21 protein-coding genes and 1 pseudogene are annotated in these 15,434 nt (G+C 50.5%); 6 read left to right on the top strand and 16 right to left on the bottom strand.

Annotated elements, in window-relative coordinates; all coding sequences use genetic code 11:
• Positions 1 to 524: 524 nt before the first annotated feature.
• Positions 525 to 1,079, top strand: a complete 555-nt coding sequence (locus ET34_RS0116690; protein WP_031523942.1) for a gamma carbonic anhydrase family protein — start codon at positions 525 to 527, stop codon at positions 1,077 to 1,079.
• Here ET34_RS0116690 and ET34_RS0116685 read toward each other — a convergent pair.
• The 6 genes from ET34_RS0116685 to dprA are packed head-to-tail and all read right to left on the bottom strand — an operon-like array spanning position 1,055 to position 4,843.
• Positions 1,055 to 1,312: a DUF1488 family protein gene (locus ET34_RS0116685; protein ID WP_031523941.1), complete on the bottom strand. Its 258-nt coding sequence runs from the start codon at positions 1,310 to 1,312 to the stop codon at positions 1,055 to 1,057. The genes ET34_RS0116690 and ET34_RS0116685 overlap by 25 nt on opposite strands.
• Complete coding sequence (gene aroE / locus ET34_RS0116680) at positions 1,309 to 2,127, bottom strand: shikimate dehydrogenase (protein ID WP_031523939.1); 819 nt, start codon at positions 2,125 to 2,127, stop codon at positions 1,309 to 1,311. Before aroE ends, ET34_RS0116685 begins: the two co-directional genes overlap by 4 nt.
• A gap of 3 nt (positions 2,128 to 2,130) precedes the next feature.
• Positions 2,131 to 2,703 carry an L-threonylcarbamoyladenylate synthase type 1 TsaC gene (tsaC, locus tag ET34_RS0116675; RefSeq protein ID WP_031523937.1) on the bottom strand — a complete coding sequence of 191 codons (573 nt, stop codon included), beginning with the start codon at positions 2,701 to 2,703 and terminating at the stop codon, positions 2,131 to 2,133.
• Positions 2,704 to 2,707: 4 nt separating this feature from the next.
• On the bottom strand, positions 2,708 to 3,250 hold the full coding sequence (locus tag ET34_RS22080; RefSeq protein ID WP_072002053.1) for a DNA topoisomerase family protein: 543 nt from the start codon (positions 3,248 to 3,250) through the stop codon (positions 2,708 to 2,710).
• A 23-nt stretch (positions 3,251 to 3,273) separates the two neighbouring features.
• Positions 3,274 to 3,747, bottom strand: a complete 474-nt coding sequence (gene smg / locus ET34_RS0116665) for a DUF494 family protein Smg (RefSeq protein ID WP_031523934.1) — start codon at positions 3,745 to 3,747, stop codon at positions 3,274 to 3,276.
• The gene (gene dprA / locus ET34_RS0116660) at positions 3,719 to 4,843 is read right to left on the bottom strand and encodes a DNA-protecting protein DprA (RefSeq protein ID WP_031523932.1); all 1,125 of its coding nucleotides are present in this window, start codon (positions 4,841 to 4,843) and stop codon (positions 3,719 to 3,721) included. The genes smg and dprA overlap by 29 nt, the downstream gene beginning before the upstream one ends.
• 119 nt (positions 4,844 to 4,962) lie before the next feature.
• Between dprA and def the strand changes: the two genes are divergently transcribed.
• The 5 genes from def to mscL all read left to right on the top strand — a co-directional run bounded on the left by def (position 4,963) and on the right by mscL (position 9,783).
• On the top strand, positions 4,963 to 5,484 hold the full coding sequence (def, locus tag ET34_RS0116655) for a peptide deformylase (protein ID WP_031523926.1): 522 nt from the start codon (positions 4,963 to 4,965) through the stop codon (positions 5,482 to 5,484).
• 19 nt (positions 5,485 to 5,503) lie between these two features.
• Positions 5,504 to 6,451 carry a methionyl-tRNA formyltransferase gene (gene fmt, locus ET34_RS0116650; protein WP_031523924.1) on the top strand — a complete coding sequence of 316 codons (948 nt, stop codon included), beginning with the start codon at positions 5,504 to 5,506 and terminating at the stop codon, positions 6,449 to 6,451.
• Positions 6,452 to 6,522: 71 nt separating this feature from the next.
• Positions 6,523 to 7,812 carry a 16S rRNA (cytosine(967)-C(5))-methyltransferase RsmB gene (rsmB, locus tag ET34_RS0116645; protein WP_031523922.1) on the top strand — a complete coding sequence of 430 codons (1,290 nt, stop codon included), beginning with the start codon at positions 6,523 to 6,525 and terminating at the stop codon, positions 7,810 to 7,812.
• A gap of 38 nt (positions 7,813 to 7,850) precedes the next feature.
• Positions 7,851 to 9,227, top strand: a complete 1,377-nt coding sequence (gene trkA / locus ET34_RS0116640; protein WP_031523921.1) for a Trk system potassium transporter TrkA — start codon at positions 7,851 to 7,853, stop codon at positions 9,225 to 9,227.
• Between the two features lie 145 nt (positions 9,228 to 9,372).
• Positions 9,373 to 9,783 (top strand): large-conductance mechanosensitive channel protein MscL, encoded by a 411-nt coding sequence (mscL, locus tag ET34_RS0116635; RefSeq protein ID WP_031523920.1) that lies wholly within the window; start codon positions 9,373 to 9,375, stop codon positions 9,781 to 9,783.
• Between the two features lie 3 nt (positions 9,784 to 9,786).
• On the opposite strand, the pseudogene ET34_RS0116630 reads toward mscL, so the two are convergent.
• From ET34_RS0116630 to secY, 10 genes and pseudogenes are all read right to left on the bottom strand, one after another.
• Positions 9,787 to 9,998: pseudogene (locus tag ET34_RS0116630) on the bottom strand (alternative ribosome-rescue factor A); the annotation flags it as partial.
• Positions 9,999 to 10,055: 57 nt separating this feature from the next.
• Positions 10,056 to 10,481, bottom strand: a complete 426-nt coding sequence (zntR, locus tag ET34_RS0116625; RefSeq protein ID WP_031523918.1) for a Zn(2+)-responsive transcriptional regulator — start codon at positions 10,479 to 10,481, stop codon at positions 10,056 to 10,058.
• Positions 10,481 to 10,849, bottom strand: a complete 369-nt coding sequence (locus tag ET34_RS0116620) for a DnaJ family domain-containing protein (RefSeq protein ID WP_031523917.1) — start codon at positions 10,847 to 10,849, stop codon at positions 10,481 to 10,483. Before ET34_RS0116620 ends, zntR begins: the two co-directional genes overlap by 1 nt.
• 100 nt (positions 10,850 to 10,949) lie before the next feature.
• Positions 10,950 to 11,333, bottom strand: coding sequence for a 50S ribosomal protein L17 (gene rplQ / locus ET34_RS0116615; protein WP_024549511.1), 384 nt, complete (start codon positions 11,331 to 11,333; stop codon positions 10,950 to 10,952).
• A gap of 40 nt (positions 11,334 to 11,373) precedes the next feature.
• Entirely contained in the window at positions 11,374 to 12,363 is a 990-nt protein-coding gene (locus ET34_RS0116610; protein ID WP_006817265.1) for a DNA-directed RNA polymerase subunit alpha, read from the bottom strand.
• A 25-nt stretch (positions 12,364 to 12,388) separates the two neighbouring features.
• On the bottom strand, positions 12,389 to 13,009 hold the full coding sequence (gene rpsD / locus ET34_RS0116605; protein ID WP_031523916.1) for a 30S ribosomal protein S4: 621 nt from the start codon (positions 13,007 to 13,009) through the stop codon (positions 12,389 to 12,391).
• A 31-nt stretch (positions 13,010 to 13,040) separates the two neighbouring features.
• The gene (gene rpsK, locus ET34_RS0116600) at positions 13,041 to 13,430 is read right to left on the bottom strand and encodes a 30S ribosomal protein S11 (protein WP_002919257.1); all 390 of its coding nucleotides are present in this window, start codon (positions 13,428 to 13,430) and stop codon (positions 13,041 to 13,043) included.
• Positions 13,431 to 13,446: 16 nt separating this feature from the next.
• Positions 13,447 to 13,803, bottom strand: coding sequence for a 30S ribosomal protein S13 (gene rpsM, locus ET34_RS0116595; RefSeq protein WP_008457189.1), 357 nt, complete (start codon positions 13,801 to 13,803; stop codon positions 13,447 to 13,449).
• Between the two features lie 146 nt (positions 13,804 to 13,949).
• Positions 13,950 to 14,066 (bottom strand): 50S ribosomal protein L36, encoded by a 117-nt coding sequence (rpmJ, locus tag ET34_RS22075; protein ID WP_000868187.1) that lies wholly within the window; start codon positions 14,064 to 14,066, stop codon positions 13,950 to 13,952.
• A 30-nt stretch (positions 14,067 to 14,096) separates the two neighbouring features.
• Positions 14,097 to 15,428 (bottom strand): preprotein translocase subunit SecY, encoded by a 1,332-nt coding sequence (gene secY, locus ET34_RS0116585; RefSeq protein ID WP_031523913.1) that lies wholly within the window; start codon positions 15,426 to 15,428, stop codon positions 14,097 to 14,099.
• Positions 15,429 to 15,434: the final 6 nt, after the last annotated feature.

Here is a 15,434-nt window from a genome sequence, read left to right as displayed (position 1 = left end):
TAGGCCTGCCGCCAGCGTTCAATCTGAGCCATGATCAAACTCTTCAATTTAAAGTTTGATGCTCAAAGAATTAAACTTCGTAATGAATTACGTGTTCACTCTTGAGACTTGATAATGCTTTTTCGTCTTGCGACGTGAAAGATATCAGTGCCCCGAGTGCCCACACAGATTGTCTGATAAATTGTTAAAGAGCAGTGCGACGCGGCTTACAGCCTGCTGTCGCGAGGTGGCGTATATTACGCTTTCCTCTTTCAGAGTCAACCTCAAATTCGAAGTTTTTTCTCTGTGTCGTTCCGGCTTACGTTGTGAAGTGATTCACATTGCCGGGTCAACGGAGGCGCATTATAGGGATCCCAATTTTTTGCACAACCCTTTTTTCGATCTTTTCTTTCAACCGCTGCTTTTTCATTCTTTTCGTTCTGATCCTGAACGATCTGCGCAAAATATGACGCATTTGGTACTTGCCTACGCCCCTAATCCCCTCCAAAGTCATTAATTCATTACTTATCTGGATCGAGGTAACTATGACAATTGCTTTACGCTCCTATAAAGATAATCACCCTGAGCTGGGCTTACGTGTAATGGTAGATAGTACAAGCGTTGTGATTGGCGATGTTCGCATATCCAATGATGTTGGGATCTGGCCGCTGGTCGCGATCCGCGGCGACGTTAACTTTGTCGCTATCGGAGCTCGCACAAATATACAGGATGGCAGCGTGTTGCACGTGACCCATAAATCCTCCTATAACCCGGAAGGCAACCCGCTGTTGATTGGTGAAGATGTGACGGTGGGACACAAAGCAATGCTGCACGGCTGCACGATTGGCAACCGGGTACTGGTTGGGATGGGATCAATAGTTCTTGATGGGGCTGTAATAGAAGATGAGGTTATGGTGGGTGCCGGGAGCCTCGTGCCACAAAACAAGCATCTTGAAAGCGGATACCTGTATCTGGGCAGTCCAGTAAAACAAATCCGCCCGTTAACACCCGCTGAACGAGAGGGTCTGCTCTATTCAGCAAATAACTATGTTAAGTGGAAAGATGAGTACCTGGCTCAGGATAACCAGAACCAGCCCTGATCGTCGTCCTGTTGATGTGCGATCATCTGCTCGGCCTCATCTTCCAGATCCCAGCGGTTGGCCTGAAATGCAGCCATCCACTCACTAGGGGTATCACCACCGAAACGACGGGCCAGGCTTGCCCCTGAAATAGCACAAGTAAGCTGTATACCGTGAGCCAACGCAGGAAAACAGATAGCTGCTTTTGCTTCTACCCACTCCTCGCGATCGGGAAACTGAATGGCCTGGTTCATGCAGTGAGTTCACGCTTGAGCCGGGAAATCACCGGCGCTACGTCAGGCAGCTCACCATGCCAGAGTAAAAACGCATGTGCAGCCTGGCCCACCAGCATTCCCAGACCATCGGCAAAATGCGTAGCGCCATGCGCCTGACACCACATCAGGAAGGGAGTCAGGCCACGCTGATAAAACATGTCATAGCAGCGGACCTGTTCATTAAGTAGCGAAGCGGGTAATGCCGGAATATCACCGGCAATACCACTTGATGTCGCATTGATGATTAGATCGAACTCACGTCCATCAAGCGCATCCAGGCTTACCGCTTCGACGCTCCCCGTATGACCGAACAGATGAGCCAGTTCTTGTGCGCGGCTGGCAGTACGATTGGTAATAGTAACTGCGCACTCCAGGGACAGCAGCGGAAGGATCACCCCGCGCGCAGCCCCACCAGCCCCCACCAGCAAAATACGATCGCGCGGCTTAATCAAACCAAGACGCTGAAGATCGCTTAGCAAACCGATGCCATCCGTATTATCGCCAAGTAAACGACCATCTTCGAGACGCTTCAGGGTATTAACCGCACCGGCTAATGCCGCGCGTTCGGTCAGCTCATCAGCGCGAGCAAATGCTTGCTCTTTGAAGGGCACGGTTACGTTAGCGCCTTTACCACCCGCGGCTATAAAGCTTTCCAGGGTTTCCAGAAAGCCTTCTACGGGTGCCAGCAGGCGTCCATAGGGATGAGTAATTCCCAACTGCGCTGCAAATTCAGCATGGATCTGGGGAGACTTACTGTGAGCAACAGGATTTCCAATAACAACGTACGCATCCATAAGCTACCCCTGGCGAAACAGTTTACCCGTCAGGGCATCACGTATCTCTGAAGGATTGAGGCGCCCGCCCGTATCACCTTTCAGGACGGGAAACTCAGGGCCAAACTGGGCAATCACTTCCGCAACATCACGGCAAGGCGGCTGACCGGTCAGATTCGCACTGGTTGATACCAGTGGTTTACCAAAAGCGTTACACAGTTCCACCACCAGCGGATGATTCGTCACACGCACTGCCAGCGAATCGAACTGCCCGGTCAGCCAGCGCGGGGTGGTGGTTTTGGCCGGGAATACGAAAGTTACCGGCCCCGGCCAGCTGTCAAAAACAGCCTCTTTTTGGCTGGCGGTAAGCGTCGTATCATCAATATAAGGTTTAAGCTGCTCGTAGCTGGCGGCTATGAGGATCAACCCCTTTTCCACCGGACGCTGTTTGAGCTCAAGAAGGCGCGTTACCGCGGTTTCGCTGTCAGGATCGCAGCCGACGCCAAACACGGCTTCGGTAGGATAGGCGATGACACGCTCTTGCTTAAGCACCGCAACAATATCGTTCAGCATGTCGGTATGTAGATTAGTATTCACAGGCTTATATTACCGTAACCGGTTTTCCACATTGTTTACTGGCGCAGAAATGCTTAATACCCTGCGCCGTCTTTTTCTCGATGAGCAATGGATAGTGACACTCAGGACACTCTCCTGCTACAGGTTTAAAATTGATAACGAACTGGCATTCGGGATAGCGCTCACAGGAGTGAAACGTTTTGCCGAAGCGAGAGCGGCGCTGGACAAGTTGTCCTTTCTGACACTGCGGACAGGTGACTGACGTATCGTCCGGCTTATCAATAGTTTCGGTATGCTCGCATTCCGGATAGTTACCGCATCCGATAAACATCCCGAAACGCCCCTGCCGTAATACCAGCGTTGCGTTGCATGCCGGGCAATGTTGCCCCTCCAGAATTTTAACAACATGCCCATCCGCCTGGCTTTTCAAAGGGCGAACGTAGTTGCATTCCGGATAAGTTGAGCAACCCTGAAACGGACCGTGCTTTCCGGTCCTGATGACAAGTTCAGCCCCGCATTGTGGGCAGGGCTCATTGTTACGCACCGTAAAAAGTGCTGATTTGACCATAGCTGTTCTGCTGCCTTAAAAGTTCAGTGCAGCATACCTTCATTTACTTCGAAGAGTAATTCTTCCATTTGCTGATAGGCATTTTCACACCCTGGCAAATTGAACAGAACCATCAGGATCACCCATTTGAGATCCTCAAGATCGAACTCCAGTGTATCCAGCGCCATCACACGTTCAATCACCATTTCACGTGTATCGAGGTTCAGCACCTGAATTTGTTCCAGGAATAACAGGAATCCGCGGCAGCTGGCGTCCAGACGCTGGCTCTCTTCGGTAGTGTATACACGGACTGAGAGCGGATCGGATGCGAGCTGCATTGGCTCGACAAGGCCATCCTGATAATCAGCCAGCTTTTCCAGCCATATCAACGCGTTGTAAATATCTTCACGATCAAACCCTGCTTCGGCCAGATCGGTAGTCAATTTATCCTGGTCCACACGCATTTCTGCTTCGTTATGAATGTAGGTTTCAAATAAATACATTAGTACGTCGAACATGGCTTGCCCTCCTTAATCGGACATAGCCGCCGGGTACAGCTGCGATCCAGCCTGCTAACTCCAGTTCAAGTAGCTGCGCTACCGCAACTGGCACAGGCTGGCCGGCACGTTCAGCGACGACGTCAACAGGTGTAACCTCATCTCCTACGTTAGCCAACAGCTCAGGAAATGGCAATGGAAGGGCTTCCTGATTTAACAATTTATTTCCATTTTTTTCTGCTGAATGCAGCCAGTGTAATTCACTGTGCAAATACTCCAGAATATCCTCTGGTTGTGACACTAAAACTGCGCCTTGTCTGATAAGCGCATGGGTTCCTTCACAGCCCGGATTACCCAGTGGTCCGGGCAGTGCAAAAACTTCGCGGCCCTGCTCTAATGCATAACGAGCCGTTATCAGTGAACCGCTCCGGTGTGAGGCTTCGACGACAAATGTGCCTACGCTTAATCCACTAATAATTCGATTGCGCCGAGGAAAATTTCCGGGCCAGGGGGTGGTAGTGAGCGGAAATTCAGAAACCAGCGCACCTCCATTTTCGACTATCTCCTGAGCCAGACGCGTATGCCTTTTGGGATAGAGATGGTGAAAACCGCTACCCGGTACCGCCACGGTTTTTCCATGCGCAGCAAGGGCGGCACGGTGAGCCACACCGTCGATACCTAAAGCCAGTCCACTGGTGATCACCAATCCACTGGATGCCAACGCTTCACAAAAGGTTCTTCCCCACTGCTCGCCATACCATGATTGATTACGGCTCCCTACCACAGCGAGCTGTGTCTGACTCAACAGCTTTGTGTCTCCTGCAACAAAAATCGCACCGGGAAACCAGTCAATTGCCCGCAGCTGCGGCGGATATGCAGGATCGTCAACGGTAAGCAGAGCATGGTTGGGCAGTTCAAGCCAGCTCTGCGCTGCGTCAATATCCTTCTCTGAAGGTTTGCAGAATTGCGCCGCCTGGGCTGCTGTCACCTGCGGACAAAACGCGATGTCCGTGGTTTTCATCGCCCCGCTCAGCATGAAATTAGCAGCGCACTGCATCTGCTCGCCATTCATTGACTGTACCGCCATCAGGCGTAACCAAATTTCAGTTGGCGATATTCCCTTTACCCCGCTCGCACACCCGCTATTGCCGGTTATGGATGCTGTCAATCAGGGGGGGATTTGTCTAGAATAGAGGTAAGAATCTTATCAACTCCTGAATACAGCTCTGGATAAATATGTCAGTTTTGCAGGTATTACATATTCCGGACGAGCGGCTTCGCATTGTCGCTGAACCGGTTAAAGTAGTGGATGCGCAAATTCAGCGTATCGTCGATGATATGTTCGAAACGATGTATGCCGAAGAAGGTATCGGTCTTGCAGCGACGCAGGTCGATATTCATCAGCGTATTATCGTTATCGACGTGTCCGACAGCCGTGATGAGCGTCTGGTGCTTATCAACCCTGAGCTACTGGAGCAATCCGGCGAGACGGGCATTGAAGAAGGGTGTCTTTCTATTCCGGAACAGCGGGCATTCGTGCCGCGTGCGGAAAAAGTGAAAATTCGCGCGCTCGATCGCGATGGCAACCCCTTTGAGCTGGAAGCGGACGGCCTGCTGGCTATCTGTATTCAGCATGAAATGGATCACCTGGTAGGCAAGCTTTTTATTGACTATCTGTCTCCTATGAAACGCCAGCGTATCCGACAGAAAGTTGAAAAGCTTGACCGTATGAATACCAAATCACGCGCGACGAGCTAACACCGAGACAAGGAATAACGTGTCCGATTCATTACGAATTATTTTTGCCGGTACCCCGGACTTCGCAGCGCATCATCTTGATGCGCTGCTCTCTTCTGCGCATCAGGTCGTCGGGGTATTTACCCAACCCGATCGCCCTGCCGGGCGCGGGAAGAAACTGATGCCGTCACCGGTAAAAGTGCTGGCACAGGAACATCAAATTCCGGTTTTTCAGCCTGCTTCATTGCGTCCGGTAGAAAATCAGCAACTTGTTGCCGATCTTAAGGCCGATGTCATGGTGGTGGTTGCCTACGGTTTGATCCTGCCGAAAGCAGTGCTGGATATGCCACGTCTGGGATGTATCAATGTACACGGTTCGCTGCTGCCACGCTGGCGCGGCGCGGCACCAATCCAGCGCTCGTTGTGGGCGGGTGATGCTGAAACCGGCGTAACTATTATGCAGATGGATGTCGGACTGGATACAGGGGACATGCTGTTTAAGCTTTCCTGCCCAATTAGCATTGAAGATACCAGCGCAACGCTTTACGACAAGCTGGCCAGCCTTGGTCCTCAGGGGCTACTTACCACACTGGATCAGCTGGCGACAGGGAATGCGCAACCGGAAGTTCAGGATGACACACTGGTTACCTACGCTGAGAAACTCAGTAAAGAAGAAGCGCGGCTCAACTGGAATTTGCCGGCTGAACAACTTGAACGTTGTATCCGGGCTTTCAATCCCTGGCCAATGAGCTACTTCGTGGTTGATGACCAGCCAGTTAAAGTCTGGAAAGCTACCGTAGTGAACGCTGCCAGCACCGCCGCGCCGGGCACTATTATTGATGCTAATAAACATGGCATACAAATCGCTACGGCTGACGGCGTGTTAAATATCGAAGAGCTTCAACCCGCAGGCAAAAAAGCGATGAAAGCACATGAGTTGCTGAATTCGCGCCGGGACTGGTTCATCCCCGGATCCGTTCTCGCCTGATACAGGCATTGTGACTGCCCGGCATTTCCGGGCATTTTTCTTTCTGACCCGCGCAGATCCAGATTGTAGCTATGAAAAAATCAATTAACCTTCGCAGCCTGGCGGCACAAGCCGTTGAGCAGGTAGTAGAGAAAGGGCAATCTCTCAGTAACATATTGCCTCCACTGCAGCAAAAAGTGTCCGATAAAGATCGGGCGCTTTTGCAGGAGCTATGTTTCGGAGTTTTGCGCACCCTCCCGCAACTGGAGTGGCTGGTTAACAAATTAATGTCTCGCCCGATGACCGGCAAGCAGCGTACCGTGCATTATCTCATCATGGTGGGTTTCTATCAGATGCTTTACACCCGTATTCCTCCACATGCCGCGCTGGCGGAAACAGTGGAGGGCGCGGTTGCGATTAAGCGTCAGCAGTTTAAAGGTGTGATTAACGGTGTGCTGCGTCAGTTTCAGCGCCAACAGGACACTCTTGCTAACGAAGCGATGAAGGGTGAAATTCGCTTTCTTCATCCTGCATGGTTGTTGAACCGCCTGCGTACCGCTTATCCACAGCAATGGGAATCTATCGTAGAGGCAAACAACCAGCGTCCGCCGATGTGGCTGCGCGTGAATCGTCAACATCACAGCCGGGATGCCTGGCTTATTATGCTCGAAGAAGCAGGGATCACCGGCTATACGCACCCTGATTATCCGGATGCCGTGCGTCTTGAAACGCCGTGTCCTGTTCAGGCATTGCCGGGCTTTGATGATGGCTGGGTGACAGTTCAGGATGCATCAGCTCAGGGTTGTGTTTCGCTGCTTGAACCACAAAATGGTGAGAGCATCCTCGATCTTTGCGCTGCACCAGGCGGTAAAACAACACACATTCTTGAAGCTGCGCCTCAAGCCAATGTCATGGCTGTTGATGTAGACGCAGGACGCCTTTCACGCGTTTACGATAATCTCAAACGTCTCGGTATGCGTGCGGAGGTTAAACAGGGCGACGGGCGCGAGCCTGGCAGCTGGTGTGGAGACAAACAATTTGACCGCATTCTGCTTGATGCCCCTTGCTCTGCAACTGGCGTAATTCGCCGACATCCTGATATCAAATGGCTGCGCCGCGATCGCGATATCGCAGAGTTGACGCAGCTGCAATCTGAGATTCTGGATGCTATCTGGCCACATCTCAAGCCAGGGGGTACCTTACTGTACGCCACATGTTCGGTATTGCCCGAAGAAAACAGTGAACAGATCGTACGTTTTCTGGCACGCACTGCAGATGCAAAACTGGGCGACACGGGCACACCAGCGAGGCCTGGCTTACAGAACCTGCCTGGCGAAACGGAAGGTGACGGTTTCTTTTACGCTAAGCTAATCAAACAGTGAGGGTGCATACCCTCATAACTGAGTGAGACGCTATATAGATGAAAATAATCATTCTCGGTGCAGGCCAGGTAGGCGGCACGCTGGCAGAAAATCTGGTGGGCGAGAATAACGACATCACCGTCGTTGATACTAACGGTGAGCGTTTACGCATTCTGCAGGATAAGTTCGATCTGCGCGTCGTTCAGGGTCATGGGTCTCATCCCCGCGTATTGCGAGAGGCTGGAGCCGATGATGCGGATATGCTTGTTGCTGTAACCAGTTCAGATGAAACGAATATGGTTGCTTGTCAGGTGGCCTATTCACTATTCAATACGCCGAACCGTATTGCGCGTATTCGTGCGCCGGATTATGTTCGCGACGCGGATAAGCTATTTAACTCCGAAGCCGTACCTATTGATCATCTGATCGCGCCCGAGCAGCTTGTTATCGATAACATTCATCGCTTAATTGAATATCCGGGTGCGCTGCAGGTGGTGAACTTTGCTGAAGGCAAGGTTAGCCTCGCAGTAGTGAAAGCCTATTATGGCGGCCCTCTCGTCGGCAATGCCTTATCAACCATGCGCGAGCATATGCCGCACATTGATACTCGCGTGGCAGCAATCTTCCGTCACGATCGTCCAATCCGTCCGCAAGGCTCGACTATTGTTGAAGCTGGCGATGAGGTGTTCTTTATCGCAGCCTCTCAACACATTCGAGCGGTGATGAGCGAGCTGCAGCGCCTGGAAAAACCCTACAAGCGCATTATGCTGGTTGGTGGCGGGAATATCGGTGCAGGCCTGGCGCAAAAGCTTGAAAAGCATTACAGCGTGAAGTTGATCGAGCGGGATCAGCAGCGCGCAGCGGAACTTGCCGAAAAGCTTCAGAACACGATCGTGTTTTTTGGCGATGCATCGGATCAAGAACTGCTTGCGGAAGAGCATATCGATCAGGTTGATCTTTTCATTGCCGTAACCAATGACGATGAAGCCAACATCATGTCGGCGATGCTGGCGAAGCGTATGGGTGCCAGGAAAGTCATGGTGCTTATTCAGCGTAAAGCATATGTCGATCTCGTTCAGGGCAGCGTTATTGACATAGCTATCTCGCCTCAGCAGGCAACTATTTCCGCCCTGCTTGGCCACGTACGCAAGGCTGATATCGTTGGCGTTTCATCCCTGCGTCGCGGCGTAGCGGAAGCGATCGAAGCAGTAGCGCATGGTGATGAAAGTACATCCCGCGTGGTTGGCCGTGTCATTGATGATATCAAGCTACCGCCGGGTACTATCATCGGTGCTGTAGTGCGTGGTAATGACGTTATGATTGCTAATGATAACTTGCGCATCGAACAAGGTGACCACGTCATCATGTTCCTGACCGATAAAAAATTCGTCACTGATGTAGAGCGTTTATTCCAGCCCAGCCCCTTCTTCCTTTAAGCTCAGAGCGGCAAATATGCCGCTCTGCTCCTATTTCCCCTTGAAATATCAGGTTTTATTTTTGTGAACCGTGTCGCTAATAAATTGAAAACCCCCGATCCTTTGTTAGACTTAAAGGCATCCGCTGGAATAAGGAGTCATAAAAATGAGTTTTTTTAAAGAGTTTCGCGAATTCGCGATGCGCGGGAATGTTGTCGATTTGGCAGTGGGTGTGATTATCGGGGCAGCTTTCGGTAAGATCGTTTCTTCTCTGGTTGCTGATATTATTATGCCACCGTTGGGCTTGTTGATTGGCGGGGTGGATTTTAAACAATTTGCCTGGACACTTCGTCCTGCCCTTGGCGATACGCCGGCAGTGGTAATGCACTATGGCGTGTTCATTCAGAACATTTTCGATTTTATTATCGTTGCGTTTGCAATCTTCCTTGCTATTAAGCTGATGAATAAACTGCATCGCAAGAAAGAAGAGCCGAAAGCGGCGCCAGCACCATCAAAAGAACAGGTATTGCTGAGCGAAATCCGCGATCTGCTTAAAGAGCAAAACAACCGCCCCTGATCCCGCGTTTAAAACCAGAAGTCCAGTGGAAAAATAACATTTATTATTTTACCACTGGCCTCCCAGTTACCCCGTTTTGCATGTTTCCCTTTCCGTTGGTAACTTCCTTTCCCTTTATGATTCTTCTCAATACGCTGTCGAAATAAAGGGTCATGCAGTAACGCCTCGATGGCATTGTCGTTAATCTTACCTTTGTTATGTTGATACCGGTTCATTATTAAATTCCTTATATTTTTGGTGCGGCGAAATTGTAGTCACGGGTAACCGTAAATTCAACGCCGTGGTTCAAAATCTTTTGCACCTTGCTCAATAGCTTCCAGGATTGAACACGAGACGCTGCTATGCGCGGTACCACAGCAGGCGTCATTAAGTCGCTGTAAAGAACGCTTCATCTTTTGCAACTCATCGATGCGCGTCTCAACCTCCTGTAGACGCATCTGCACAATACTTTTTGACTCCTGACAGGTGTGATGTTCTGGATCGATGCGAATCGATAACAATTCCCGGATAGCCTCGAGAGTAAATCCTGTTTCCCGTGCATAGCGGATAAACTTCAATCGCTGAAGGTCCTCTGCGTCATAAAGCCGAAACCCGCCTTCCGTTCTGATGTTATGCGCCATCATCTTTTGCTTTTCGTAGTAACGAATAGTATCGGGCGTAACGCCTGCTATCTTTGCTAACTCGCCGATGCGGTACATTAATTATCCTCTACTCGATCTATTACATGCTGACCATAGTCACTACGCAGGAAATCAGTGCTGACACCTGCCTGCTGAAGCTTGAGTTCCAGTAATGCGAGCTTTTTACTTAAGGCAATACGGTCCGGATGACAGGGTTCGATAGAATTCAGAAGCTCATTTAGTTGCACCGCTTCGCGTCGTTGTTCGAGTTCAGGTGGTAAATAGCCAGCATTTTTTAAAAGGCGATAGCCAGCCCTAAGTTCTGAAGGCACATGTGAATCATCATCCAGTACCAGTCTCTGCCCGTGCCCCTGTAACTTATCGAATTCACCATTACGCATGGCTTCAGCTATGTGACTTTCTGCCCATTGATCGAGTAAGTTCATTTCATGCTCCTGGTAGCCTTGCCACAGTCAGAGAAGAAAACATATTCTGAAAAAGAGATAAAAAAAAACCCGCCGAGGCGGGTTTTTCTGTTGCCACAGATTACTCTGCAGCTGCTTCTGTTTTCTCAGCGCGGTCAACCAGCTCGATGTAAGCCATCGGCGCGTTGTCGCCTGCACGGAAGCCACACTTCAGAATACGAGTGTAACCACCGGCACGGGCCGCAAAACGCGGACCCAGCTCGTTAAACAGTTTTGCCACGATCTCGTTATCACGAGTGCGGGCGAATGCCAGACGACGATTTGCAACGCTGTCAGTCTTGGCAAGAGTAATCAGCGGCTCAACTACGCGACGCAGCTCTTTCGCTTTAGGCAGGGTCGTCTTGATGATCTCATGACGAACCAGAGAACCTGCCATGTTGCGGAACATAGCCTGGCGATGGCTGCTGTTGCGGTTCAGTTGACGACCACTCTTACGATGGCGCATGACCTTATCCTTCTCAGTAAAACCTTAACCTGTGATCCGGTTACTCGTCAGCAATGCTTGCCGGCGGCCAGTTTTCCAGGCGCATACCCAGAGACAGACCACGTGAGGCGAGCACGTCTTTAATCTCAGTAAGAGATTTTTTACCAAGGTTCGGCGTTTTCAGCAACTCAACCTCGGTACGCTGTACCAGATCACCGATATAGTGGATAGCTTCTGCCTTGAGGCAGTTAGCAGAGCGGACAGTCAATTCCAGATCGTCAACAGGGCGCAGCAGGATCGGATCGAACTCTGGTTTCTCTTCTTTAACTTCTGGCTGACGTACATCACGTAAGTCAACGAAAGCTTCAAGTTGTTCTGCCAGAATGGTCGCCGCACGACGAATCGCCTCTTCAGGATCGATAGTGCCGTTGGTTTCCATTTCGATGACCAGCTTGTCCAGGTCGGTACGCTGTTCTACACGCGCTGCTTCAACATTGTAGGCAATACGCTCTACAGGGCTGTAGCAAGCGTCGACCAACAGACGGCCGATCGGGCGCTCATCTTCTTCCGAATGAATTCGGGCAGATGCCGGCACATAACCACGACCACGCTGAACTTTGATGCGCATGCTAATAGCTGCGTTCTCATCGGTCAGGTGACAGATCACGTGCTGTGGCTTGACGATTTCGACATCACCGTCGTGGGTGATGTCGGCTGCGGTTACAGGGCCAATGCCAGATTTATTCAGGGTAAGAATAACTTCATCTTTACCTTGAACTTTCACCGCCAGCCCTTTCAGGTTGAGCAGGATCTCCAGGATATCTTCCTGAACGCCTTCTTTGGTGCTGTACTCATGTAGTACACCATCAATCTCAACCTCGGTCACCGCGCAACCCGGCATCGACGAAAGCAGAATACGGCGCAGTGCGTTACCCAGAGTATGGCCAAAGCCACGCTCTAAAGGCTCAAGGGTCACCTTGGCGTGCGTCGAACTCACTTGCTCGATATCTACCAGGCGCGGTTTTAGAAACTCTGTCACAGAACCCTGCATTGTGTCCTCTCTTTGGTACTAAGCTTTACTTGGAGTAAAGCTCGACGATCAGGTGTTCGTTAATGTCCGCAGACAGATCAGAACGCTCCGGCTTACGCTTGAACGTACCTTCCATCTTGCCAGCATCAACTTCCAGCCAGGTTGGCTTTTCACGCTGTTCAGCCAGCTCCAGAGCGGCCTTCACGCGAGATTGCTTTTTGGCTTTCTCACGGATGCTGACTACGTCATTCGGAGTTACCTGATAAGAAGCGATGTTAACAACGCGGCCGTTAACCATAACTGCTTTATGGCTAACCAGCTGACGTGCTTCTGCGCGAGTAGCGCCAAAGCCCATACGATAAACTACGTTGTCCAGACGGCCTTCCAGCAGAGCAAGCAGGTTTTCACCGGTGTTGCCTTTCAGACGGGCTGCTTCTTTATAGTAGTTACGGAACTGACGCTCCAGCACACCGTAGATACGGCGAACTTTTTGCTTTTCACGCAACTGCACACCATAGTCAGACAGACGCGGTTTACGCGCACCGTGCTGGCCAGGAGCTTGTTCAATTTTACACTTGGTATCGATCGCGCGAACGCCAGACTTAAGGAACAGGTCTGTGCCCTCACGACGGCTCAGCTTGAGCTTAGGACCCAAATATCTTGCCATTTTCTTTCTCCAACATTCCTAAAAACGGGCGTTATACGCGACGTTTTTTCGGCGGACGACAACCGTTGTGAGGGATCGGAGTCACATCAGTAATATTAGTGATGCGGAAACCAGCGGCGTTCAGAGCACGAATAGTAGATTCGCGGCCCGGACCCGGTCCCTTAACCATAACTTCCAGGTTCTTGATACCGTATTCTTTCACGGCTTCAGCGCAACGCTCTGCTGCAACCTGAGCTGCGAACGGAGTGGATTTACGCGAACCACGGAAACCGGAACCACCGGCAGTTGCCCAACCCAAAGCGTTACCCTGACGATCAGTAATAGTAACGATGGTGTTGTTGAAAGAAGCATGGATATGAGCCACGCCGTCAGAGACTTGTTTTCTTACACGTTTACGTGCACGAATTGGTGCCTTTGCCATTATTCAATCACCCCGATTATTTCTTGATCGGTTTGCGCGGACCCTTACGGGTACGTGCGTTGGTCTTAGTACGCTGACCGCGCACTGGCAGACCACGACGATGACGCAAACCGCGATAGCAACCAAGGTCCATAAGGCGCTTGATGCTCATGCTAACTTCACGGCGCAGATCACCTTCAACGACAAATTTGGCAACTTCGTCACGCAGCGTGTCGATTTGTTCTTCAGACAGCTCACTGATCTTAACATCTTCAGCGATGCCCGCCGCAGCACAGATAGCTTTGGAACGGGTTTTGCCGACACCGTAGATCGAAGTTAATGCGATCACAGCGTGTTTTTGATCAGGAATGTTAATGCCTGCTATACGGGCCACTATGCACTCCTACTATTTGATAAGCACGCACCATGCTGAAAAGCCCGTTTTCAGGATACTCAAATGGATACGTACAGACATACAAAAGATTGGCTGGCTAATCTAGCCAGCTCAACCCGACTTTGCAAGAAAAATATGCGAGATAATCAGCCTTGACGCTGTTTATGCTTCGGCTCGGCACTGCAAATCACACGGATGACGCCATCACGTTTAACGATTTTGCAGTTACGGCATAATTTCTTGACGGAAGCACGAACTTTCATTTTTACTCTCCGTAACTTCTCAAGCGCCTTTTATCGGCCATAGCCTTTGAGGTTCGCTTTCTTCAATGCAGACTCATACTGACTGGACATCATTAGAGTTTGCACTTGAGCCATAAAGTCCATGATGACGACTACGACGATTAATAGTGAAGTCCCACCGAAGTAGAACGGCACTTTCATCGCATCACGCATGAACTCCGGGATCAGGCAAATAAAAGTAATATAGAGCGCACCGACCAGGGTCAGGCGGGTCATTACTTTATCAATATACTTCGCCGTTTGCTCTCCCGGACGAATTCCTGGTACAAATGCACCGGACTTCTTCAGGTTATCTGCTGTTTCACGCGGGTTGAAAACCAACGCCGTGTAGAAGAAACAGAAGAAGATGATTGCAGACGCATAGAGTAACACATAAAGCGGTTGCCCAGGCTGCAAATACAGCGAAATTGTTGTCAGCCAGTTCCAACCAGTACCGCCCCCGAACCATGACGCGATGGTTGCTGGGAACAGAATAATACTGGAAGCGAAGATTGCCGGGATTACACCCGCCATATTCACTTTCAGCGGTAAATGTGTGCTCTGTGCAGCATAGACACGACGACCCTGTTGACGTTTAGCGTAGTTGACCACAATACGGCGCTGACCACGCTCAACAAACACAACAAAGAACGTCACTGCGAATACTAATACTGCAACCAACAGCAACAGGAGGAAGTGCAGGTCGCCCTGCCGCGCTTGCTCGATGGTGTGGGCGATCGCTGGCGGAAGACCCGCAACGATACCGGCGAAGATAATGATTGAGATACCGTTACCGATACCACGTTCAGTAATCTGTTCGCCCAGCCACATCAGGAACATTGTTCCTGTCACCAGACTCACAACAGCGGTGAAATAGAATGCAAAGCCCGGGTTTAATACCAGACCTTGCATACCAGGCATATTCGGTAAACCGGTAGCAATACCGATTGACTGGAATATTGCCAGCACCAGAGTACCGTAGCGGGTGTACTGGCTGATCTTACGACGACCAGACTCCCCTTCTTTCTTAATTTCTGCCAGGGTTGGATGAACCACTGTCAGAAGCTGGATAATAATAGACGCCGAAATATACGGCATAATACCCAGGGCAAAGATAGAAGCACGGCTGAGAGCACCACCAGAGAACATGTTAAACATTTCAATGATGGTGCCTCGCTGTTGCTCAAGCAGTTTGGCAAGTACAGCGGCATCAATACCAGGGATCGGAATAAAAGAACCAATACGGAACACAATCAGCGCACCGATAACAAACAAAAGTCTGCGTTTCAGCTCACCGAGGCCGCCTTTAGCACTTTGAAAATCTAATCCCGGTTGTTTTGCCATCTGCTA

This window comes from Siccibacter colletis (assembly GCF_000696575.1).
Taxonomy (GTDB): domain Bacteria; phylum Pseudomonadota; class Gammaproteobacteria; order Enterobacterales; family Enterobacteriaceae; genus Siccibacter; species Siccibacter colletis.
Note: the sequence above shows the minus strand (reverse complement) of the source record. Positions and strands in the feature narration are given on the sequence as shown.